This is a genomic window from Vibrio sp. Vb1166 (assembly GCF_033338695.1).
Taxonomy (GTDB): Bacteria; Pseudomonadota; Gammaproteobacteria; order Enterobacterales; family Vibrionaceae; genus Vibrio; species Vibrio alginolyticus.
The window spans coordinates 372,040-394,596 of the sequence record NZ_JAWOTE010000002.1; the positions used below are offsets into that span (position 1 = coordinate 372,040).

19 protein-coding genes and 1 riboswitch are annotated in these 22,557 nt (G+C 45.1%); of the genes, 13 read left to right on the plus strand and 6 right to left on the minus strand.

Features of this window, described 5'->3' with window-relative positions; genetic code table 11:
* Positions 1 to 99: 99 nt before the first annotated feature.
* Complete coding sequence (gene aspS / locus R7E51_RS04115; RefSeq protein WP_017820040.1) at positions 100 to 1,878, minus strand: aspartate--tRNA ligase; 1,779 nt, start codon at positions 1,876 to 1,878, stop codon at positions 100 to 102.
* A gap of 273 nt (positions 1,879 to 2,151) precedes the next feature.
* On the opposite strand from aspS, the gene R7E51_RS04120 reads away from it, so the two are divergent.
* From R7E51_RS04120 to R7E51_RS04150, 7 genes are all read left to right on the plus strand, one after another.
* The gene (locus tag R7E51_RS04120; protein WP_053349443.1) at positions 2,152 to 3,018 is read left to right on the plus strand and encodes a DUF72 domain-containing protein; all 867 of its coding nucleotides are present in this window, start codon (positions 2,152 to 2,154) and stop codon (positions 3,016 to 3,018) included.
* Between the two features lie 93 nt (positions 3,019 to 3,111).
* Positions 3,112 to 3,849, plus strand: coding sequence for a carboxy-S-adenosyl-L-methionine synthase CmoA (gene cmoA / locus R7E51_RS04125; RefSeq protein ID WP_017635063.1), 738 nt, complete (start codon positions 3,112 to 3,114; stop codon positions 3,847 to 3,849).
* Positions 3,850 to 3,930: 81 nt separating this feature from the next.
* On the plus strand, positions 3,931 to 4,902 hold the full coding sequence (gene cmoB / locus R7E51_RS04130; RefSeq protein ID WP_176310868.1) for a tRNA 5-methoxyuridine(34)/uridine 5-oxyacetic acid(34) synthase CmoB: 972 nt from the start codon (positions 3,931 to 3,933) through the stop codon (positions 4,900 to 4,902).
* Positions 4,903 to 5,178: 276 nt separating this feature from the next.
* Positions 5,179 to 5,925, plus strand: coding sequence for an ATP-dependent zinc protease family protein (locus R7E51_RS04135; protein WP_005378391.1), 747 nt, complete (start codon positions 5,179 to 5,181; stop codon positions 5,923 to 5,925).
* Between the two features lie 11 nt (positions 5,926 to 5,936).
* A complete protein-coding gene (locus R7E51_RS04140) occupies positions 5,937 to 7,442 on the plus strand; it encodes an inactive transglutaminase family protein (protein WP_005378389.1) in 1,506 nt (501 codons plus the stop codon).
* A 3-nt stretch (positions 7,443 to 7,445) separates the two neighbouring features.
* Positions 7,446 to 8,414: an alpha-L-glutamate ligase-like protein gene (locus R7E51_RS04145; protein ID WP_005378387.1), complete on the plus strand. Its 969-nt coding sequence runs from the start codon at positions 7,446 to 7,448 to the stop codon at positions 8,412 to 8,414.
* Positions 8,415 to 8,641: 227 nt separating this feature from the next.
* Positions 8,642 to 8,794, plus strand: coding sequence for a hypothetical protein (locus tag R7E51_RS04150; RefSeq protein WP_005378381.1), 153 nt, complete (start codon positions 8,642 to 8,644; stop codon positions 8,792 to 8,794).
* 143 nt (positions 8,795 to 8,937) lie between these two features.
* Here R7E51_RS04150 and mukB read toward each other — a convergent pair whose 3' ends face one another.
* The 4 genes from mukB to cmoM are packed head-to-tail and all read right to left on the minus strand — an operon-like array spanning position 8,938 to position 16,241.
* The gene (mukB, locus tag R7E51_RS04155) at positions 8,938 to 13,401 is read right to left on the minus strand and encodes a chromosome partition protein MukB (RefSeq protein ID WP_031777201.1); all 4,464 of its coding nucleotides are present in this window, start codon (positions 13,399 to 13,401) and stop codon (positions 8,938 to 8,940) included.
* Between the two features lie 2 nt (positions 13,402 to 13,403).
* Positions 13,404 to 14,129 (minus strand): chromosome partition protein MukE, encoded by a 726-nt coding sequence (gene mukE / locus R7E51_RS04160; RefSeq protein ID WP_005378379.1) that lies wholly within the window; start codon positions 14,127 to 14,129, stop codon positions 13,404 to 13,406.
* Positions 14,110 to 15,447: a chromosome partition protein MukF gene (gene mukF / locus R7E51_RS04165; RefSeq protein ID WP_009707095.1), complete on the minus strand. Its 1,338-nt coding sequence runs from the start codon at positions 15,445 to 15,447 to the stop codon at positions 14,110 to 14,112. Before mukF ends, mukE begins: the two co-directional genes overlap by 20 nt.
* A gap of 2 nt (positions 15,448 to 15,449) precedes the next feature.
* Complete coding sequence (cmoM, locus tag R7E51_RS04170) at positions 15,450 to 16,241, minus strand: tRNA uridine 5-oxyacetic acid(34) methyltransferase CmoM (protein WP_033905340.1); 792 nt, start codon at positions 16,239 to 16,241, stop codon at positions 15,450 to 15,452.
* 114 nt (positions 16,242 to 16,355) lie between these two features.
* Here cmoM and elyC point away from each other — a divergent pair, with 114 nt between their 5' ends.
* The gene (elyC, locus tag R7E51_RS04175; protein ID WP_005387893.1) at positions 16,356 to 17,141 is read left to right on the plus strand and encodes an envelope biogenesis factor ElyC; all 786 of its coding nucleotides are present in this window, start codon (positions 16,356 to 16,358) and stop codon (positions 17,139 to 17,141) included.
* 71 nt (positions 17,142 to 17,212) lie between these two features.
* Here elyC and torR read toward each other — a convergent pair whose 3' ends face one another.
* A complete protein-coding gene (gene torR, locus R7E51_RS04180) occupies positions 17,213 to 17,923 on the minus strand; it encodes a two-component system response regulator TorR (protein ID WP_005378370.1) in 711 nt (236 codons plus the stop codon).
* Positions 17,924 to 18,189: 266 nt separating this feature from the next.
* On the opposite strand from torR, the gene torD reads away from it, so the two are divergent.
* The 5 genes from torD to R7E51_RS04205 all read left to right on the plus strand — a co-directional run bounded on the left by torD (position 18,190) and on the right by R7E51_RS04205 (position 22,536).
* Positions 18,190 to 18,837: a molecular chaperone TorD gene (gene torD / locus R7E51_RS04185; RefSeq protein ID WP_017820035.1), complete on the plus strand. Its 648-nt coding sequence runs from the start codon at positions 18,190 to 18,192 to the stop codon at positions 18,835 to 18,837.
* A gap of 468 nt (positions 18,838 to 19,305) precedes the next feature.
* A complete protein-coding gene (gene purR, locus R7E51_RS04190; RefSeq protein ID WP_005378368.1) occupies positions 19,306 to 20,310 on the plus strand; it encodes an HTH-type transcriptional repressor PurR in 1,005 nt (334 codons plus the stop codon).
* A 287-nt stretch (positions 20,311 to 20,597) separates the two neighbouring features.
* Positions 20,598 to 20,687: riboswitch (cyclic di-GMP riboswitch) on the plus strand.
* A 116-nt stretch (positions 20,688 to 20,803) separates the two neighbouring features.
* Positions 20,804 to 21,394 (plus strand): TfoX/Sxy family DNA transformation protein, encoded by a 591-nt coding sequence (locus R7E51_RS04195; RefSeq protein WP_005378367.1) that lies wholly within the window; start codon positions 20,804 to 20,806, stop codon positions 21,392 to 21,394.
* A 114-nt stretch (positions 21,395 to 21,508) separates the two neighbouring features.
* The gene (locus tag R7E51_RS04200; RefSeq protein WP_005378366.1) at positions 21,509 to 22,195 is read left to right on the plus strand and encodes a TVP38/TMEM64 family protein; all 687 of its coding nucleotides are present in this window, start codon (positions 21,509 to 21,511) and stop codon (positions 22,193 to 22,195) included.
* Between the two features lie 20 nt (positions 22,196 to 22,215).
* On the plus strand, positions 22,216 to 22,536 hold the full coding sequence (locus R7E51_RS04205) for a DUF2007 domain-containing protein (RefSeq protein WP_017820033.1): 321 nt from the start codon (positions 22,216 to 22,218) through the stop codon (positions 22,534 to 22,536).
* The last annotated feature ends 21 nt before the right edge of the window (positions 22,537 to 22,557 follow it).

A 22,557-nucleotide genomic window follows, 5' to 3' on the forward strand; every position in this document is an offset into this window, starting at 1 on the left:
TTCTAAAAGCGTTGCTTGGGAAATTGCTTTGGAAGTTTCTTGGGTTTATTTAAACAAAAACTCCCGCAGTTGCGGGAGTTTTCTTCAAATGTTGTGCGCTTATTCTGCGTCTTTTTCTTTCGCTGCAGTTACTGCGATTGCTAGCTCTTCTAGCGCTGCTGGGTTCGCAATACTTGGTGCGTCTGTTAGTAGACACGCAGCTGCTGTTGTTTTAGGGAACGCGATAACATCACGGATGTTCTCTGTACCACATAGCAGCATTACTAGACGGTCTAGACCAAATGCAAGACCAGCATGTGGAGGCGTACCGAATTTCAGCGCATCAAGCAGGAAGCCGAACTTAAGCTGTTGCTCTTCAGGTGTGATGCCTAGAATATCAAATACGGCTTCTTGCATATCTGCGTTGTGGATACGAACAGAGCCGCCGCCCACTTCGTAGCCATTTAGAACCATATCGTAAGCGTTAGAATTTGCCGCAACAGGGTTTGCTTTTAGCTCTTCTGCAGTCACACCTAGAGGCGATGTGAATGGGTGGTGCATCGCGTGTAGGTTGCCTTCGTCATCTTCTTCGAACATTGGGAAGTCAACAACCCATAGTGGAGCCCATGCAGACTCATCCGTTAGCTCTAGGTCTTTACCTAGTTTCAAACGTAGCGCACCCATTGCTTCTGCAACGATGCCCGCTTTATCAGCGCCAAATAGGATAATGTCACCAGATTCCGCTTGAGTACGATCTAGAATGCCGTTGATCACGTCTTCATTTAGGAACTTAGCGACTGGAGATTGGATACCTTCCATGCCCGCTGCACGGTCGTTAACCTTCATCCAAGCTAGACCTTTCGCACCGTAGATGCCAACGAATTCACCGTAGCCATCAATTTGCTTACGAGTCAAAGATGCACCACCTGGAACGCGAATAACGGCAACGCGGCCTTTTTCGTCGTTTGCTGGACCTGAGAATACTTTGAACTCAACATCTTTCACTAGGTCAGCAACGTCTACTAGTTCCAGTGGGTTACGTAGGTCTGGCTTGTCAGAACCGAAACGACGAATCGCTTCGCTGAACGGCATTACTGGGAATTCACCTAGGTCAACGTTTAGTAGCTCTTGCCACATTTCACGAACCATTTTCTCAGTCGTTGCACGAACTTGGTCAGCCGTCATGAATGACGTTTCGATATCGATCTGAGTGAATTCTGGTTGACGGTCAGCACGCAAGTCTTCATCACGGAAACACTTAACGATTTGGTAGTAACGGTCAAAACCAGACATCATTAGAAGCTGTTTGAATAGCTGTGGAGACTGAGGAAGCGCGTAGAAGCTGCCTTTGTGAACACGGCTAGGTACTAGGTAGTCACGAGCGCCTTCTGGTGTCGCTTTTGTTAGGACTGGTGTTTCAATGTCTAGGAAGCCGTTGTCATCTAGGAAACGACGAACAAAGCTAGACGCTTTAGCTCGTAGCTTGATGCGGTCGCTCATTTCTGGACGACGTAGATCTAGGTAACGGTACTTCAGGCGCTGCTCTTCAGAGTTCTTTTGGTTGAAGTCTAGAGGCAGAACATCAGAACGGTTGATGATTTCAAGACCTTTCGCAAGGATCTCAACTTCACCTGTTGCCATGTCTTTGTTTGCTTGGCTCTCTGGGCGAACGCGCACTTCACCCGTTAGTTTGATACAGAATTCATTACGAAGTGTGTTCGCCACTTCATACGCATCCGCCATATCTGGATCAACAACTACCTGAACGATACCTTCGCGATCTCGCATATCAATAAAAATAAGACCGCCTAAATCACGACGACGGTTAACCCAGCCGCAAAGTTCTACAGTTTGTCCTGCAAGGGACTTGTTCAGGTGACCACAGTAATGGGTACGCATAATGAAATTCCCAATCTCTCAAATGTTGTTAACTACGCTCTGTCAGCCTCATTGCTAAGCAGAGTAAAGATTCAGTTATACGCTGAATGTCCACGAAAATCGACTACTCAACATACAATTACGTGTGTTTTATCATTCACTGGTGCTTTTTAGTACAACAAATGTTCAAAAGCGCACCAAAGCGAAAAAATTGGGGAGGATTATAGCGTGAAATTACCTATTTCAGCAAAACTCTCGTAAAGTATTCACACGAGTAGCAAGCAGTAAAGAATAATGGATAACTTACCTCTTCGACTTGGATTGACGATGTGGTCGCACAATCAATGGCAACAAAGTTTTTACGGCAGCGGGACAAAGCCCGCTGAACGTTTAGAAAGGTATGCGCAAGTGTTTCATACCGTGGAAGGCAACACGACATTTTATGCCACACCGACGCTCAATACAGTGCAAAACTGGAGAGCCGCAACCCACGATGATTTTCGCTTTACTTTCAAACTTCCTAAAGCCATCACTCATGAGCAAATGCTAAGAGGTTGCAGCGAACAACTGAGAGACTTCATGAAAGTCATGGAGCCTTTGCATGACCGTGTGGGCCAATGGACAATTCAATTGCCAGCCGCATTTGGTCCTGAACACCTTGTTCGACTGAAAAAGTTCTGTGCGAGCTTTCCACCTAACTTCCCTCTCGGTGTTGAGGTTCGCCATATGGCATTTTTCTCCAAAGGCGAAGAAGAGCGAGCACTTAACCAATGGTTAGTAGAGAATAATATTGACCGCATTATTATGGATAGCCGCCCAGTCTTTGCCGCTAAGCCCGACAATGAGGCGATTATTGATGCACAAATGAAAAAACCACGAGTCCCTGTTCACGCCATTGCTACCGCTTCACATCCTTTGATTCGCTTTATTGGTCATCCAGAAGAACAGCAAAACTACGAGTTTTTTAAACCATGGCTCAGCAAGTTGCCACAATGGATTGCCGAAGGTAAGCAGCCATATGTCATGATCCATACTGCAGACAATATAATTGCGCCAGAGTTGGCTGCAAACCTATATAAAGACATACAAAAGCGTATCACGCTCCCTGAGTTAGCGCCTTTCCCAGCTGACGATGGTAACTCGCAGTTACAGATGTTCTAACGCAACACATGACAGAGGCGCGAAATTCCCATAAAATACGCGCCTTTTTTGGTGCCTGACATTTTCAGGCGGCTTGTATGCAGAGACTTAGTTATGAACCCTAAGAGCAATCCAGATACTATTTTTTCGGCTCCAATCGATAAAATTGGGGATTTCACGTTCGATGAACGCGTAGCAGAAGTATTTCCTGACATGATTCAACGATCGGTACCGGGTTACAGCAATATCATTTCTGCAATCGGTATGCTGGCAGAGCGTTTTGTAAAACCTCACTCAAACATCTATGACCTTGGCTGTTCTTTGGGTGCTGCAACATTGTCTATGCGTCGCCATATCAAACAAGAAGGTTGCCAAATCATCGCAGTGGACAACTCTCCTGCGATGGTTGAGCGTTGTAAACTTCACGTCAACGCTTACCGCAGTGACACTCCTGTGGATGTAGTAGAAGCAGACATTCGCAATATCGAAATTGAAAACGCGTCAGTGGTGGTGTTGAACTTCACTTTGCAATTCCTCTCTCCAGAAGATCGTTACTCCTTGCTCGAGAAAATTTACGCAGGCCTGCGTCCAGGCGGCATTTTGATTCTATCGGAGAAGTTCGTCTTCGAAGATGAAGTGTCGAACGAACTGTTAATTGACCTTCACCACGACTTTAAACGTGCGAATGGTTATAGCGAACTAGAAATCAGCCAAAAGCGTAGCGCGATAGAAAACGTAATGCGCCCAGATTCAAAGAAAGAACATAAAGAGCGTTTCGCTAAAATTGGCTTTTCTAGCTACGACGTTTGGTTCCAATGCTTTAACTTCGGCTCCATGTTCGCGATTAAATAGACCATGCATACCAAGCCTGAACCATACCGATTTCGGCTTTTGTTAATAATTTATACCCATCAACTCAGCGATTGACTAACTATGTTTAACTTTGCAAATTTCTACCAATTGATTGCCCAAGACACTCGTCTTCAACCTTGGCTTAATGTGCTTCCGCAACAGCTAACGGATTGGCAAAATGCAGAGCACGGTGACTTTGGTCGCTGGTTGAAAGCCCTGAACAAAATCCCAGCGGGTAGACCGGACAACATCGACATTGTTGATTCTGTCACGATTTCAAACAATGAGCCGATGCCTCAAGGGGAACTTAAAAAGCTAGAAAGCTTACTTCGTACATTCCATCCTTGGCGCAAAGGCCCATACCAAGTACACGGCATCCATATTGATACTGAGTGGCGCAGTGATTGGAAATGGGACCGCGTGCTTCCGCATATTTCACCATTAAAGAATCGCAGCGTACTCGATGTAGGTTGTGGTAACGGATACCACATGTGGCGCATGCTAGGCGAAGGTGCACGCTTAACTGTCGGTATCGATCCATCTCACCTGTTTCTAATTCAGTTCGAAGCAATTCGTAAACTAATGGGCGATGACCAACGTGCACACCTATTGCCATTGGGTATTGAACAACTACCTAAGTTAGAAGCGTTCGATACGGTATTCAGCATGGGCGTGCTTTACCATCGCCGCTCGCCTCTCGATCATTTAGTGCAACTAAAAGATCAATTGGTATCTGGTGGTGAACTCGTATTGGAAACACTCGTGATTGAAGGTGATGAGAATGCAGTACTGGTCCCGACTTCTCGTTACGCGCAAATGCGTAATGTCTATTTCTTCCCTTCAGCAAAAGCCCTAAAAGTGTGGTTAGAATTGGTCGGTTTTGAAGATGTTCGTATCGTTGATGAAAACATCACGTCCGTAGACGAACAACGTACCACAGATTGGATGACGCATAACTCTCTACCTGACTACTTAGATCCGAACGACCCAAGCAAAACTGTAGAAGGCTATCCTGCCCCTCGCCGCGCGGTTCTTGTCGCTCGCAAATCATAATTCGCTGAGATTCCTGACATTGTCTTAACTCATTTTACGAGTTAAGACATTACCCTCTTTCCTCGTAATGAGCGAGTTTGTTTTTTGAATCCATTTTTCACGTCAAAATATAAGCACGCTCTAAATAAGGATGCGCTTTTATGTCCTTGATTTTTGGCTTTTCATCACTATTCCTCAAACAATAAGTAATAGAGAAACATTCTTACTTGTGAGGCTTTATCGATATAAGCTAAACTCCTAAAAAATAAACAACTTAATCCAATCCCAAGGTTTTCAATGTTATTACGATTGACCCCGATTGTTGCCATCGCCTTACTATCTGGATGCTCACTAACCAAAGGCGAACAGTACCACCAAGAAACGTTAGCGGCGATTCAAAATTCAGAAGCGAATGTCAATAATCGCATTACCAACCTAGAGCTACAGCTCAGCAACCAATCGGACTATATCGACAGCCTTGAAGAACAAGTCGATAAACTACAGGTTGAACTTCTTACATTTCGCGATGAAGCAATGGCAGAAGTAAAAAAACCGAAAGAGCCGATTATTGTCCAATCTCCCGCTCCTGTGGAACCAACCCCAACTCACGATATTGTCCTTGGCTCTATCGAAAAGGTCACGGTAGAGTCGATTAAGCAAACTTTTGATGCACGTATCGACACTGGTGCCGCGACGTCGTCTTTAAATGCCGTTGATATTGAAGAGTTCGAAAGAAATGGCAAAAAATGGGTCCGATTCCACTTAGCAGACACCAGTAAATCCGAAGAAGAGAAAAGTACTTGGATCGAAGCTCCTGTCATTCGCTACGTCAAAATCCGCCAGGTTACCAGTGAAGAGTTAGAACGCCGCGCTGTGGTAGAACTTTGGGTACGCGTTGGAAAAATTCATGAAAAAGCGCAATTTACGTTGGCAGATCGCTCACATATGAACCATCCTATTTTACTGGGTAGAGAATTTATGCGCGACATAGCACTTGTCGATGTAAGTCGTACCTATATCCAAACGGACGAAGATAAAAAATAATAAGGTAGATTATGACGTCAAAAATACCGTTTTACCTTTCTATCATCTTATTGGTGATTGCGGGCATTGCTCTGAGTGTTTTCAGGCATGAAAACTACGGCGTGCCTTGGACGCCAGGCGAAACTCGCCAGGTGTGGGATGTAGAAGCTCGTATTGAGTTCAATGCTAACGGCAACGAAGTAAAAGCGTCACTTGCAGCACCTCATACACAAAGTGGTTACACACTTATCGGTGAATCTGCTTCCTCATCAGGTTATGGCGTTTCCTACATCAATGACGATTCAGGCCGTCGTGCAGAATGGTCAATTCGCCAAGCTCAAGGGCCACAAACCATATACTACAAAGCCCAGTTCTTAGTAGACCCTCAGGCTAAAGTCACTCCTTTACCGCCAACGGAAGACATTACGCCACCAACGCTATCAGCACCACAAGCAGCAGCGGCAAATGCCCTTATCGAACGTGCGATGAGTCGCTCAGCCGATAATGTGACGTTTACTCGTGAGCTTATCAAAGCGCTTAATGACCCAGATAGCCAAAACTCGTCGCTACTACTGAACGATTTCAGCCGTACTGATGCACTGCATAATATTTTGCTTACCGCAGGTATACAGAGCAAAACCGTCGGTGTTATCGAACTAGAAGATGGTCGTCGACGCCAAACAATTCAACCAATGGTTCAGGTTTGGTCAGGTAAAGATTGGGTACTGTTTTCGCCAAAATCCGAACAAAAAGCAGTGAAACCCAACTTGTTAGTGTGGGATGAATCAAACGTATCCTTACTTGACCTTGTTGGTGGTAAAAATAGCCAAGTGCATTTCTCGATGATTAAGCAAGAAATGACACCACAACAAGCTACAAACAACAAAATAGAAGCAGATGGATTACTGAATATTTCAATTCATAGCCTACCTTTGGAAGAGCAAGCGATGTTCAAAACCATCATGCTCATCCCTATTGGTGCTCTGATCGTTGTGTTCTTGCGTGTGATTATCGGCCTGAAAACATCCGGTACCTTCATGCCTGTGTTGATTGCCGTTGCTTTTGTTCAAACTCAACTATTAACGGGTATTGTCGGTTTCTTGCTAATTGTAGGTACAGGCCTGATTATTCGAAGCTATTTGTCTAGGTTGAACTTATTGCTGGTAGCAAGGATATCTGCGGTCATTATTACCGTTATTATGATCATCTCGGTGTTCACCGTTGTTGCGTTTAAAATGGGCTTAACAGAAGGCCTAACAATTACCTTCTTCCCTATGATCATCTTGTCTTGGACGATTGAACGTATGTCAATCCTATGGGAAGAAGAAGGTGCGAAGGAAGTTGCTCTGCAAGGTGGTGGTTCATTGCTGACAGCGGTATTAGTTTACCTTGCAATGACGAACTCATACATTCAACACTTAACCTTTAACTTCATTGGTCTACAGTTGATTGTTCTGGCCGGTATTCTATTACTAGGTACTTACACAGGTTACCGCCTCACTGAGCTACGACGCTTCAAACCACTAGCGGAGGACTAAACGATGTTCGAAAGTTTTACTTCGCCGTCTAAGCTTCGCCATAAAGGCATTATGGGGATGAACAAGCGTAACCACAGCTATATTGGCCGTTACAATGATCGTTCTAAATACCCACTTGTCGATGACAAGCTAAAGACCAAAATTATTGCACAGGCAGCAGGAGCAACCGTTCCTGCCCTGATCGGTGTCATTCACAACCAAGCTGAAGTTAAGACTATCCACAAAATGGTTGAGAACTGGCCTGGTTTTGTAATCAAACCTGCACAAGGTAGTGGCGGTAAAGGCATTCTGGTTGTTACGTCTCACAAAAACGGGGTATATACCAAACCCTCCGGCTCTACAATTGGTAGGGATGAGGTCGAGCGTCACATTAGTAATGCGCTTGCTGGCCTTTTCTCTCTTGGTGGTAAAAATGACGTTGCTGTGGTTGAAAACTTAATCAAGTTTGATGACTGTTTTGATGGCTTCAGTTATGAAGGCGTACCAGATGTTCGGATCATCGTATTTAAAGGTTATCCAGTTATGGCGATGATGCGCTGTTCTACAGCGGCTTCCGACGGCAAAGCAAACCTTCACCAAGGTGCCGTAGGAGTAGGCATTGACATCGCGACAGGTAAAGCCGTCAGAGCGGTGCAGTTCGATCATCCAGTTACTCATCACCCTGATACAGGTAAAGACCTTTCGACCCTTCAAGTACCGCATTGGGAGCGCTTGCTGGAGCTTGCGTCAAGTGCCTGGGAAATGACAGGTTTGGGATACATGGGTACGGATATGGTGCTGGATAAAGATGAAGGACCTATGGTTTTAGAGCTTAACGCTCGCCCTGGTCTGGCAATCCAAATCGCTAATGGTGCAGGCTTGCTTCCTCGTTTGAAACACATAGAGAGCCTTGGCACACCTGCTGAGTATCCAAAACCGATTGAACGCGTCGCTTACGCGGCAGAGCAGTTCGGTGTGAAGCCGTTGTTCTAACCCTCCGACATAATGTTCGTTATTACTCGCCAGTAATTGTCATGATTACTGGCGTTTTTGTTCCCGCATCCAAAAACCTTGCAGTTGCTCTCCTTATTAAACACATCCTTCTCATATATAAGTTGAATCAATGATCGAGCTAACAAAATCAACATAGATCGTTTCTTTTCTACTTTGCCTTTTGAGTATGATGAGAGCTCCCCTTACTCAACTTGAGAGGTTGGGAAATGCTAATAAAAGAAACAAATAATGATGAACCAGAGCTTGAAGAACAAGAGAGCTTAGACCAACACCTACAACGCTTGTCTGAGCTTTCTGTCCAAGCACTTGAAGAGCTTGCTGAAATGATCGAAGTCAGGGACGATATTCCAGAGGAATAAACGTCGCTTCCTCATTAAGTTCCGTTAATAAGCCGAGACTGCCGTCCTACAGTCTCGGCTTATCTTATGTATTTCGAAGCCTGCCTCGTAAACAGATACAAAAACGCCCGCGTTCATTGCGGGCGTTTTGTTAGATTCGAAGTTTACGATTCAAACTCTTCAATCATCTCTTGTGCTTCGGTCTTAGGCTTATCCGTTTGACCAAAACCGCGCAGACCCACTACGTGTACGTGTTCGTGGTCTTTAAACACCTTACGCACCAGTTTGTAGGTCGTACCTTTCTCTGGGCTGATGTTTTCTGGTGCCGCGATAAGAAGCTGCATATCCAGACGGTCACACAATTCGAACAATGTCGCGATCGATTTCGCATCCAGACGCGCTGCTTCATCTAAGAACAGCAGACGACAAGGCACAATGTCTTTACTGCGCAGGCGGCGTGATTCTTCTTCCCAGCTTTGAACAACCATCAGTAGGATTGACTGACCAGTACCGATCGCCTCACCTGTTGATAGCGCGCCAGACTCAGCCTGTAGCCAACCATCTGTACCACGGTTCACTTCTACACTTAGCTCTAGGTAGTTACGGTAATCCAGTAGCTCTTCACCCAAAACCTGAGGAGAACGTTGACCCATATCGATATGTGGGTTCACACGTTGGAACAGCTTCGCCATTGCTTCGGAGAAAGTAAAGCGAGTCGATTCAAACAGGTCTTTGTGCTGCTCTTGTTGTGTCGCTAGACCGTTCAGTAGCACTTCGTGACTTTCGCGGATCTTCACGTTTAGACGTACGCCCTTCACCTGACCAAACGAAATGTTCGACAAGCCTTGATTCAGCATACGAATACGGTTTTGCTCACGCTGAATCGTCTTCTTGATGATGCTCGCTACCGACTCAGAGCTGATCGCTAGACGGTTTTCACGTTGCGTTAGCTCTTCCGTTAGACGCGCCAGCTCGACTTCCATCTCTTCGATTGCTTCAACTGGGTCATCAGTACGGATGATATCCTGACGAATACGCTCACGAAGGTGTTGGTATACAGCAATATAGAACAGAACTTTACGCTCTGGGCGAGCGTTGTCTTCTGATAGACGCAGCGCATCACGCAGGTCGTCATTGTTCGCAACCGCTAGACGCAGCGCACCCAGTGATTTATCCGACATCGAACGCAGTTCATCCGCTGACATGTAAGCCAGTTCACGCTTGTGTAGACGACGTTCAACATCGTTCTCGCGCGCCAGACGAAGTACAGAGCACCAGCCAGCTTTCGCTGCAACCACAAAGGTACGTAGCTCAACGTATTCTTTCTGAACTTTCTTCAGACGTTTCGCCAAGCCTTTCATCTCTAGTTCAGTAGAGGTGATTGTGCGCTCGTATTCGCTCTTACGGCTACGAGACGTGTGTAGACGCTCATGCAATTCATCACGACGACGCATTGCACGTTCTTCAGCACCTTCGTCCGCGTTCACGCCAAACTCTTGAAGTTCTTGTTTGAACTCTTGAACCGTTTCCAGTTTCGCTTGGTGTGAACTCTTCAATGACGCCAATACTTGGTTGTATTGGTTCATTTGGCCTTGCGACTGTTTCAACTCTTCACGAGAGCGTGTACGCATTTGTTCAGCTTGAACCAGTTTTGCTTTTAGCTGCTCGCTCAGTTCGCTGCTCTTGTTCAGTAGGTCTACTGAATCTGAGTAAGCGAAGTAGTGGCGACGCTCAACGAGATCTGAGAGTGCAAAGATTTGCTTCTTAAGATCTTGTAGCTGTTCGTCTGCCGCTTTGTATTCTGCTTCTAGCGCGTCGAATTGCTCTGGGTCAGCATCAAGCGCAGACGCAATATTCTCTAATTGCGCGACGGCTTTTGCATGGTTGCTTAAGAAGTTCTTCGCCTCTGCAAGCTGAGCGATTTTCTCTTCTAGCTCATCAAAACGCGCTTGCAATGACTCATCTTCAACAAGCACCATGTGTGACGCTAGCTTGTCCAGAGAAGACAACGCTTGCTTGCTGGTTTGAAGCTGAGAACGTTGTTGTTGCTCTTTCACATCCAGATCCGCCAACACGCGAGCAATTTGGTTACGCTTATCACGAATAGTTGCCAGTGCTTGTTCTGGATCGGCGTCAAAAGCAACCTGAATGTGGTTAGACACAAATAGGTTAAACGCTTGGTACAAGCGCTGCATTTTCTGAGAATCAAACGCCGCTTTTGCGTGTTTCTCTACCACTTCTTCTCGTTCGTTACGCAGCAACTCTAGACGCTGCTCACGTGCCGCACGGCCAAACAATGGGATCTCAGGCAAGCGAGAGTAACGCATTTGGCGATCGTTCATACGAACGCAAACCGCGCCCTCTAACTCTTCTGCATCGAACGAGCTGTCATCAAAGGCATCGATGTCACCTTCAATGATGTACAAGTCTTCTGGACAGTCGTCTAGCTCTACCAGTTTCTCTTCGATGCCTGACAAGTCAGAAACAACGATAGCGTGACGAGCCGGACCGTACATCGCACTGAAATAAGGCGCGTCATCAATCGTGATGTCATCGTAGATCTCAGACAGCAATACACCGCCCAGCGTATCTGCCAAACCTTTCAGGCGAGGGTCATTTGAACCACCAGGAGAAGCAAGACGCTCAATCTCAGAGTCTAGCTGGCTACGGCGCTCAGCAAGCTTATCTTTAGCTAAAGACAGCTCCCTTTCTTGTTCAAGGACAACTTGCATGTGGTTCATTACCGCATGGCGATCCTCAAGCTCTTCACCGCTCTGCTCTCTCAGTTTCTCTAGCGCATCGTTCGCCGCGATCCAAGCTGGTGCTATTGCTTCAAGCTTACTGATTTCTGCCACCGCGTTTTGCTCTAGACGGCGCTGTTCACCACGCTGATCACGAACTTCTTCTTGAGCTATCTCTAGTGATTCGATTTGCGTCGCATGACGTTCACGTTCTTGTTCAAACGTAACCTCATCGGTTAGTTCAACGTGATATTGCTTTTTGTATTCAGCAACCAGTTCACGTGCTTGACGCTGCTGGTTAAGGCTGCGTTCGAGATCACGGTGTTGTGCTCGCCATTGCTGTTCGTTTTGTGCGATTTGTTGTGACTCACGCGCTTTCGCGATTGCAGTTTTCGCATGTTCAGACGCGTCTTTGCGCTCAACTTGACCAACGATGCTTTGTACCAGTTTAAGCGCGGTTTCAAACTGCTCTGCCGCTGCAGAGGACATGTCCAGTTTGTGCTTAACCGATAGCAACGCATTGGTGTGTTCTGATTCTTTGCTCTTAAGCTCAGAGACAAGCGCTTGAGCCGATTCCGCCGTTAGGCTGTCATCGCCAAGTAGCTGCTTCGCTTTCTCCAGCGCTTGAACTGCTTGTTGATATTGAAGGGCGCGAGTTTGCTGAACGTCAAGAGCTTGCTGGTAATCAGCAAGTTGCGTCTTAAGGCTATCCACCTCTTCTTCTGCAACGGTAGCTTGCTCTTCAGCCATCATCACGCGTTCTTGCGCTTCTTCCACTACCATCATTTGTTCTTCAAGACGCTCGCTCAGCTCTTCAAGATCTTCTTGGTAGCGTTCGATCTTCTCTTGCTGACGCAGCGCGTTTTGCACCAGTTGCAAGTGATCAGAAGCCGCTTGGTAGTCTTGCTCTAAAGAAGATTCTGATTCGATCAGCAGTTCCAGCTCTTCTTGAACGCGATTAAGCAGATTGTTTTGCTCAATCAAGGTCTCGCGAGAACCAAATAACTCTGAACGCAAAGACAATGTCTGTTCTAGTTTTTTACGACGCTCGTTAGCATGGCGCATATAGTCCGCTGCCACGTAGTTAGTCGACTCTGTGATCAAGTGTTTGAACAAGTCACGGTCTGCTTGCGTAGTTTTGATCGCTTCTAGCGTCATGCGGTTTTCACGCAGCGCCGATTCCATATCTTGGAACGCTTTCTTCACGCCGCCGTTTTGTGGCAGAAGGTAGTCACGTAGCGAACGGGTAATCGCACTTGAGATACCACCGTAAAGCGATGCTTCGATCAGGCGGTAGAATTTAGAACGGTCACCAGAGTTACGCAGTTTCTTCGGAATCACACCGAATTCAAACATTTGTGCGTGGTAATCCACGATAGAAGAGAACGCTTTGAACTGAACGCCTTCAAATTCCGCGATCGATTCTTTTACTTCGTTGATTTGACGTACACGAGCTTGAGTCGCAGATACGCTTTCAACCAAGATATCCGTTGGTTTCACATGGCTTGGAAGACCTTGGATCACAAACGGTTTGATGTCTACTTTCTTATCACGACCCGCAACTTGCTGTAGTTTTACTGCAAACAATAGGCGTTGGTTACGTGAGTTCACCACGTCTAGCGCCGCATAACATGCGCCCGGCTGTAGCTTACCGTACAAACCTTTGTCGCGAGACGATTGGCTGCTGCCTGCTTCTGTCGTGTTACGGAAGTGCAGCAGCGTTTGGTCAGGAATCAATGCGGTGATGAACGCCGCCATTGTGGTTGATTTACCTGCACCGTTACCACCTGATAGCGTGGTGACCAGACCATCGATGTCAAACGTACGGGCAAAGAAGCCGTTCCAGTTGACCATGGTCAGCGATTGGTATTTACCGCGTTCAATCATGCTCATGCTTCACCCTCTTCTGTTGTTTCTTCTTGGGCTTGGTCGTCTTGATCTTCTTCAGACAATAGGCTGCCTTGGCTTGGCTCTTTGGTGTGCACTACCGCTTCACCATCACGGATCAGACGCAATTGCGCTTCACGCATATCATCGCCAATACGTACATCGGCACCAAAGCGGAATACCGCTTCACTGATGCTGAATTTACCGGTCTCACCGATGTTGATGATCATGCCTAGGCGACGCAGACGACGAAGTGACGTACGTACTTTTTCAAACAGCTTTTCTTTATCAAGGTCAGAACCGGTAGCACGGTTCGTCACTAGCTTCATCAGCTTATTTTCATCTGCTAGAGCAAGCAGTTCGTCGTACAGCTCTTGGTTAGTGAAGATGCCTTCGTGCGCAAGACGCTCTGGGCTTAGGTAAAGGAAACACAGTACCTTACCCACCAGCATATCCAGTTCAGAAAGAACACTACGGCCAATCAGAGATGTTGAACGTGGACGAAGGTAGAAGAAACCTTCTGGCGCTTTCACCAATTCGGTGTTGTAGCGTTGGTAGAAAGAAGAAAGCTCAAGTTCGAAATCCGACAACAACGCGTGGTTGTCTAGATCTTCACTTGAGATATGACGCCCTGCTCGAAGCATGCTGTCTAGCGCTGGGAACAGAGGGTTAGAAATTGCTTTTGCCAGATTCTCTGACATGTATTCATTAGTATCGGTCGATGACATTCGCTTGTACCTTTGCCCCAAATTCGTTGATTGCTTTCCAGTCTGGCTGAACAGCTTGGTAGTCGGATTCTGAGTAACCCAGACGTACCGCCTGATCAACGACAATGCGAGCTAAATCAAAGTGATGAGTGTATGGGTGTTGTGCAAGGTAATCTCGCAGTACCACGCTCAAGTCGATTGGTGTGCCTTGATCTTTATGCGCTTTTAGCATGTCACCAATTCGCTCTGCCAACTCATCATTGACTTGTTGAAACTCTTCGTATTCTACTTCCATCGGAACTTGACCCGTTACCTCGTCATCACGCAGTACTAGGGCTTCATCACGAAGGTCAGAAAGCCTTTCCGCATCTGCATAAGTCAGATACCAAGGCGCATCGAAGTAATCTTTGACGGATTGACGCAGACGCGAGCTAAACGCACGGTTCTTATCCATATCAATAGCAGTACGGATAAACTTGTGTACGTGTCTGTCATAACCAATCCAGAGATCGATCGCTTGCTGGCCCCAGCTTGTGATTCGGTCCAGCTTCATTTGCAGACCAAACAAGGCTTCTTCGATGAACTCCAGCTCAGGGTCACCGTAAACAATTTCTTGAATATCTAGGATCTGAGTTTGCAGTTCATCACTGGCAGCTTGCAGCGTATCTTGAAGTTCACGCAACGTGCTCGACGTTTCTGACAGTAGCGCTTCACAGTTGTTGATCGCTTCACGCCAGTCTTTGTTAAGCAGATCAGCAATCTGTTGTTTAACAGACTGTTGCTGCTCATCCATCACACGTTGGTTAAGGTCGATTTGATCGAAGATCTCGCCTACAGAATATTTCAAAATTCCGTAAACGTTTTTCTTCCAGTGGCCCGGAGTGCCACCCTTTTGTGCAGCTTCAATCGCTTTTGCCATTTCATCCGCTACCATCGATAGCTGGATAGAAAGACGCAGTTTCGAGAACTCGCGATGACGCACGTAGTAGTCGGTAATTCCTATCGCTAATGGCGACAAGCGGTAAATGCTCGCTCCGTCAGTAATCTCACTGACAAAACGGCTCATAAGACGCTGCTTAACCATCTCGTTGATGGCATTGTTCGCACGGAAAGCCGAAGCTTCGCCGGTCTCATCAAAAAGTCGAGTGACGATGGCAAATGCGTCGTGCAATTCACCTTCACCCAATTCTTCATCGAACCTTTCATTACTTAGTACAGCGATGGCAATCAAAAATGCCAATCGCTCAGTGGTCAGGTTCAACGAGAAATCGTGCTGCTTAACCCAGCCAACCAACTCATCGATTGGTTGCTCTGCAGCATTGAGAGTCATCTCACTCATCGTTATTCCTGTTTATCGTTCTTCTTAGCCCACACGTGTATGTAGCGGCCTAATGAGAGGTATGGCTCTTGTCGACAAAGTTGTTTTTCTAGCGCCAACACATCTTCAAACTCGTAATCGCCCATGTATTGCATATTGCCTATGTAATCACTGAAGGAACGAATACCAGATTTGCCACAAATACTAAAACCAGAATCTTCTATCCATTGATAGACCTCTTCGGGTTTTAGGCCTTTCTGCGGCTGTAGTTTAAATCTTTTCCGGTGAGGCATGCCGTCTAAAATATGAGGAATGTTGCCACAAACCACATTTTTATAGACTAAACCGTGGTGGTTGTAGAACATGACTGATGCGATGCCTCCCGGTTTTACTTGCTCTAGAACTGTTTCAAGTGCGGCCTTAGGATCAACCAGCCACTCCATCACAGCGTGGAACATAACCAGATCGACCTGTACATCCATATGTTCACCGATGGATTGGACAGGCGAATGAATCAGGCGATACTGCTCAAGCAAACCGTTTTTTTCAATATCCTGCTTAGCCAACTGCAGCATTTCCGAAGATAGATCACATAAAGCGATTCGATGTCCGAGCTTAGCAAGCTTTTGCGACATTTGTGCCAAACCACCACCAGCGTCTAACACTTCTAGGGGTTGCTGGTCAGCATCTAATTCACTTAGAATCTGTAGAAAATCTTCCCACACAATGATTTGGCGGATCTCCCCTTTATCGGAGCCGTAAATATTTTTTGCAAATTTGTGGGCGATATCGTCGAAATTGCGGTCTTCTGTCACTTCTGCTGAGTTATCATAACGGATTGTGCCGCTATTCTGGCACAAGGAAAGCAGGAATAAAGAGGGATACCCTCATTTTTATTATCAATTGATGTTTTTTCGGACTATTTATGTATGTTTGAGCTGAAAAAAGTAGTGTCAGCCATGCTTATGCCCCTTCCGGCATTGCTGCTGATAGGCTTGTTGGGTCTTGCTCTCATTAGTTTTACTACAAAACGTAAAACTGGCTGCTTCGTTGTTCTATTCTCTTTTGTTGGCATTTTTCTTGTTGCCTTCCAACCTGTTTCAACCAAGCTTCTTATGCCGTTAGAGCGAGAGCATAAAGCCTTTTTGCCAGTTTCTGGCACCATCGACTACGTGATGGTTTTAGGGAATGGTCATGTTATCGATGACGAAATTCCACCCACCTCGCAGTTAAGCCGTGCAGCATTAATGCGCTTAACTGAGGGCATTCGTATTTTAAGAATGTATCCAGGCGCGAAATTAATCTTATCCGGCTATGCTGGCGGTTCTGAAATTAGCCACGCGCGAATGATGGCGAACGTTGCCCTTGCGTTGGGAGTCGCGAAATCCGATATCATTTTATTAGAAGATGCGAAAGATACGTGGGAAGAGGCGCGTCAAGCGGCTGCATTCGTTCAACAAAAGGAGATTGTGTTAGTCACTTCTGCGAGTCACATGAGCCGTGCATTGTATGAGTTCAACGCAGCAGGCATTAAACCAATCCCAGCCCCGACCAACTTCTTAGCTATTAGCGAGATAAGTCAACCTTGGGATAAATACTCACCTAAAGCGCGTTACTTAGAACAAACAGAGCTTTATTGGCATGAGTACTTGGGCAGTATTTGGCAAAGGTTGCGTGATACTGTCGGCCAAACACCAATGGTTGAAGCAAACTAGTATTATCTTGAAGCCACAAAAAAGGAGAGCCGAAGCTCTCCTTTTCTTTTTACGATTGAGTTATGTTCAAACTAGTCACCAGCAAACATATAGCCTTCGCCGTGCACCGTTACAAAAATCTGTGGGTTCTTAGGATCGAACTCCATTTTTGCGCGCATACGTCGAATAAGAACATCAATGGTGCGGTCATTCGGCGCATCCACTCGATGGCTGATCATGTTCAAAATACGCTCACGACTTAACACCTGGTTAGGGTAAGACGATAATGCCACCAAAAGTTCATACTCTGCTTTAGTTAGTTTTACTGGCTCACCGTTGCGGCTAAGTGCGCGACGTTGAATGTCGAATGTCCACTCCCCAAAGCGCACAATGTGCTCTTCACTGGTTTCATTCGCTTTCGAGCTGCCACTGCGCGCTGCTGAAATACGCCACAGCAAGTTTTTAACGCGAACTAACAGCTCTCTCAGTTCAAAAGGTTTTGTCACATAATCGTCAGCACCCATTTCTAGGCCTACGATTTTATCAATGCTATCCGTGCGTCCTGTTACTAATATGATACCAATATCCGATTGGCTACGTAACTCACGAGTAAGCATCAGGCCGTCTTCACCAGGCAGGTTAATATCCAGCATGATCAGGTCTACATCGCCCGCTTGCAAAACTTCACGCATTTCTGCGCCACTCTCTGCTTCGCTGACTTGGTAGCCCTCATTTTGGAAATATCCCGCAAGCTTACTACGAGTTACAACATCATCTTCTACGACTAATACGTGATAGCTCATTTACACCACTTTTCTGTCTTCTTATTATCCAAGACGTATTCTATTCATAACTAGTAACATTTCTAGTCATAGATACATTAAAACGCAAGATTTAGCGTTTTTATTGATTCAAAACAAGCTTGCCCATTGCTATTAATAAACGGTCATTTTTGACCATAAAACATAACAATTATAGTTACTGCTATTCATTTTAATTGATTACACTTAGGGGATATCCCTAATTGACTTTGTGATGCATGACTTGAAGCATCATTCAGGAGCCCAAAATGCAAGAAGTGAAAGCTTTTAATGAAAAACGCGCTGAAATTTACTGGTGGTTTTCGAGCTTGTTCGCAAAAGAACTAACAGAGAAAGAATTGGAAGCCTATCACAGTGTTGAAATTCGCAGTTTTCTCGCAGGTTTAGGTGAAAATGAGTCGCTAAAACCAGCCGTTGATAGCCTAGTTGATGCATTGAATCGGTTACAAGATCGTGAAGATGCACAACTAGAGCTTGCAGCTGACTTTTGTGAACTGTTTTTGAAGACAGAAAAATACGGCGCTCTTCCTTACGCATCCATGTACATTGGTGAATCAGGTTTACTGAATGACAAGCCAGCTGAGGAAATGGAAAAGTTGATGGCTGAATTTGGCGTTCAAGTAGACGAAAACCTAAAGGAACCTGCGGATCACTTAGCCGTTGAGCTCGACTTTCTCGGGAACATGATTATCCGCTCAAACGAGCTTGAACAAGAAAAACACATGGAAGAAGCCTTCGTTAAACAAAACGACTTTATCCAGCAACAATTGATGTCTTGGTTACCTCAGTTTTCAGACAAATGTAAACAATTCGATGAATTTGGATTTTACTCAAGTGTCGCGAAACTATTAGTTGCATTTTGTAAACTAGACAGCGCCTACCTTCTTGGTGAATAATTGCCGCCTATTTTTAGGGAGCCTGCCTATCGGGCTTCCTGTATGCCTGAAAGTGACCGATTGTAAGTAACTTGGGTATAATATTCGTTTGCCTTAACTTAGCGCAAAGACGCTTGGTTATTTAGCAGTCAAAATGTGACTTCAAATACACAAATCTCTTGCTGAAAACATTGCTAGTCAGTCCACATAGGGCTAAAATGTGAGCGCAAACGATTAAATATGATTTATATGTAAACCGCTGAAATATAGCGGTTTTTGTGTTTTCTTAACAGGTTGATGGCAATTTCTCATCAGATAGAAAAAAGATAAAATTCATCGACCGATGCTGCTACGTACCCTTTTGTCGCACTTGGATCAACCGCTGCCGAGACACTTAGCGCCAATTTTATATTGCTAGGTGTGAAACCATTAGAGCATCAGGTACATCCAATACGACATATTTCAGTAGCTCGATACAGGACACCATTTATGGCCACGATAAAAGACGTTGCTCGCTTAGCCGGCGTTTCCACTACGACAGTTTCGCACGTTATCAATAAAACGCGTTTCGTTGCAGAAGCAACGCAAGAAAAAGTAATGAAAGCCGTTGACGAGCTGAATTACGCGCCAAGTGCCGTTGCACGCAGCCTAAAATGCAACTCAACTCGTACGATTGGCATGTTAGTAACTCAATCAACTAACCTATTTTTCTCAGAAGTGATTGATGGCGTTGAGAGCTACTGTTACCGCCAAGGCTATACTCTGATTTTATGTAACACAGGCGGGATTTACGAAAAACAACGCGATTACATTCGTATGCTGGCTGAAAAGCGCGTTGATGGCATCCTAGTGATGTGTTCTGACTTAACCGAAGAACTAAAAGAGATGCTTGACCGTCATGCGGACATTCCTAAAGTGGTCATGGATTGGGGCCCAGAGAGCTCACAAGCAGACAAGATCATGGATAACTCAGAAGAAGGTGGCTACATTGCAACCAAACATCTGATTGACAATGGTCATACGGATATCGCTTGTCTAAGCGGTCATTTTGAAAAGCTTGCTTGCCAAGAGCGCATTGCAGGTTTCCGTCGCGCAATGAGCGAAGCGAACCTAGCTGTAAATGAAGACTGGATCCTTGAAGGTAACTTTGAATGTGATACGGCCGTATTAGTTGCAGATAAAATTACCGCAATGGACAAGCGCCCGACGGCGGTATTCTGTTTTAACGACACAATGGCTCTAGGCCTAATGAGCCGCTTGCAACAAAACGGGATCAAAATTCCTGAAGATATTTCAGTGATCGGCTACGACAACATCGAGCTTGCGGAATACTTCTCTCCACCGCTAACGACTATCCACCAACCTAAACGTCGTGTTGGTAAAAATGCATTCGAAATTCTACTTGAGCGTATCAAAGATAAAGAACACGAAAAACGAATTTTCGAAATGCAACCTGAGCTTGTAATTCGAAATACTGTGAAAAAAATGAACTAAATTTCACTGTATTTAACCGTGTTAAATAAGCGCTCTACAGGGGCGCTTATTTTTTTGGAAAAATTAAGCATTCTCTAATACTTCACACCACTCTAATAACAATTGACTAACGTTAACTCCCTGTTTTATATAAATGTAATATATATTAAGAACTCCTTTTCAAAGGCCAATTTGCACCTTTCCATATGCAAAATAGAGCATTCAATCTATCATTTTTATTGAACCGAAATCACACTTTTAACGCTAAACCGTGATGTTAATTCAATATAAGAAGTATGCTCATTGTGTCACGCACAGGGCAAACCATTCGAAAGAGTGGGACGCAAAGCCTCCGGCCTGAACCATATTACGATATGGAAGGTAGCGGGGTTACCGATGGCAAGTGTGTAAGCAATGACTTTACTCTGTAATGACATTGTTTTTACGCATGTTTGCTACTCTCTCGGACCTGACTTTTGGTGGCGTAATATTAATTACACCGAGATAACAAAACATGGATAAACCGATACTCAAAGACTCTATGAAGCTATTTGAGGCACTTGGTAATATCAAGTCGCGCTCAATGTTTGGTGGCTTCGGACTATTCGCTGATGAAACAATGTTTGCACTAGTGGTAAACAATCAGCTTCATATCAGAGCAGACCAAAAAACTTCATCTGACTTCGAGAAACAAGGGCTAAAGCCTTACGTTTATAAAAAACGTGGCTTTCCAGTCGTTACAAAGTACTACGCTATTTCCAGCGATTTATGGGAATCAAGCGAACGCTTAATCGAAGTAGCGAATCAATCATTGAAAAAGGCAAAGCTTGAGAAAGAACAGCAAGCAAGTACAAAGCCTAACCGTTTGAAAGATTTGCCTAACTTACGACTGGCTACCGAGCGCATGCTAAAAAAAGCCGGCATCGAATCCGTAGAGAAGCTTGAAGAGGAAGGTGCGCTTAACGCCTATAAAGCGATAAGAGATACGCACTCTGCAACCGTCAACATTGAGTTGCTATGGGCACTAGAAGGTGCTATCAACGGCACTCATTGGAGTGTGGTACCTCAAGCTCGCCGAGATGAGTTGATGAACGGCCTCCAATAAAAGTCGGCCTAAAAACTATCTTGTAAAACCGCAGTCTAATCTGCGGTTTTTTTGTGAAATTTTTTCGGTTTTCCTACTGTCTTATTACATATATCCCAAATTGGAATCAAAATTATGAATAAGAAACTGATATTAGGTCTCATCCTACTAGCGGCTATCGTCTTTTTAGGTATTAACTTTGGCCAGTATTTAACCTTAGAGAATGCAAAAGCCCAACAAGAAGCACTAACTACATACATCGATCAGAATTTTGTATTCTCGGCTGCGATTTACTTTTTTACCTACATTGCAATTACCGCTTTTTCTATCCCAGGAGCGGCAGTAGTCACCTTACTTGGTGCAGCCTTATTTGGTTTTTGGACAAGCTTGCTACTGGTTTCTTTCGCTAGCACTATGGGGGCAACACTGGCCTTCTTGAGCAGCCGATACTTATTGCGTGACTGGGTACAAAACAAATTCGGAAATAAACTCAACGCAATTAATCAAGGTGTCGAAAAAGACGGAGCTTTTTATCTATTTTCCTTGCGTCTAATCCCTGTATTCCCTTTCTTTCTAATCAACTTACTGATGGGCTTAACACCGATGTCTGTAGGTCGATTTTATCTCACTAGCCAAATAGGTATGCTGCCAGGCACAGCCGTATATCTGAATGCAGGTACTCAATTAGCAACAATTGAAAGCCTATCGGGCATTGTTTCACCCGCAGTATTAGCGTCTTTTGCGCTATTGGGACTATTTCCAATCATCACTAAATGGGTTATGAATAAAGTAAGGCCGACACCAAGTCAGCAAAACTCGTAATTGGTGAAGTGGGTATTTTGATGAAAATATTTATCGCTAAAAACCCAGCAGAAGCACACATTGTATGTGAGCTGCTTAAAGTGGAACAAATTTACTGTGAAGTTCGCGGAGAAGGTATTTTCGGCTTAAAAGGAGAACTGCCGTTTGGTGATGATACCGATCCTTATGTGTGGCTTTTTGACACGGCACAAAAGATGAAAGCTGAAGAAATAGTAAAAGCATATCGAAAACAATCCGATAGGCATGAGTATCAAGATTGGCAATGCCCAAAATGTCATGAAATAAACGAAGGGCAATTTGGTGCATGTTGGCAATGTGGATATCAACTAGGAGAGCTATAGCGGCTCTCCTATCCAGTGGAT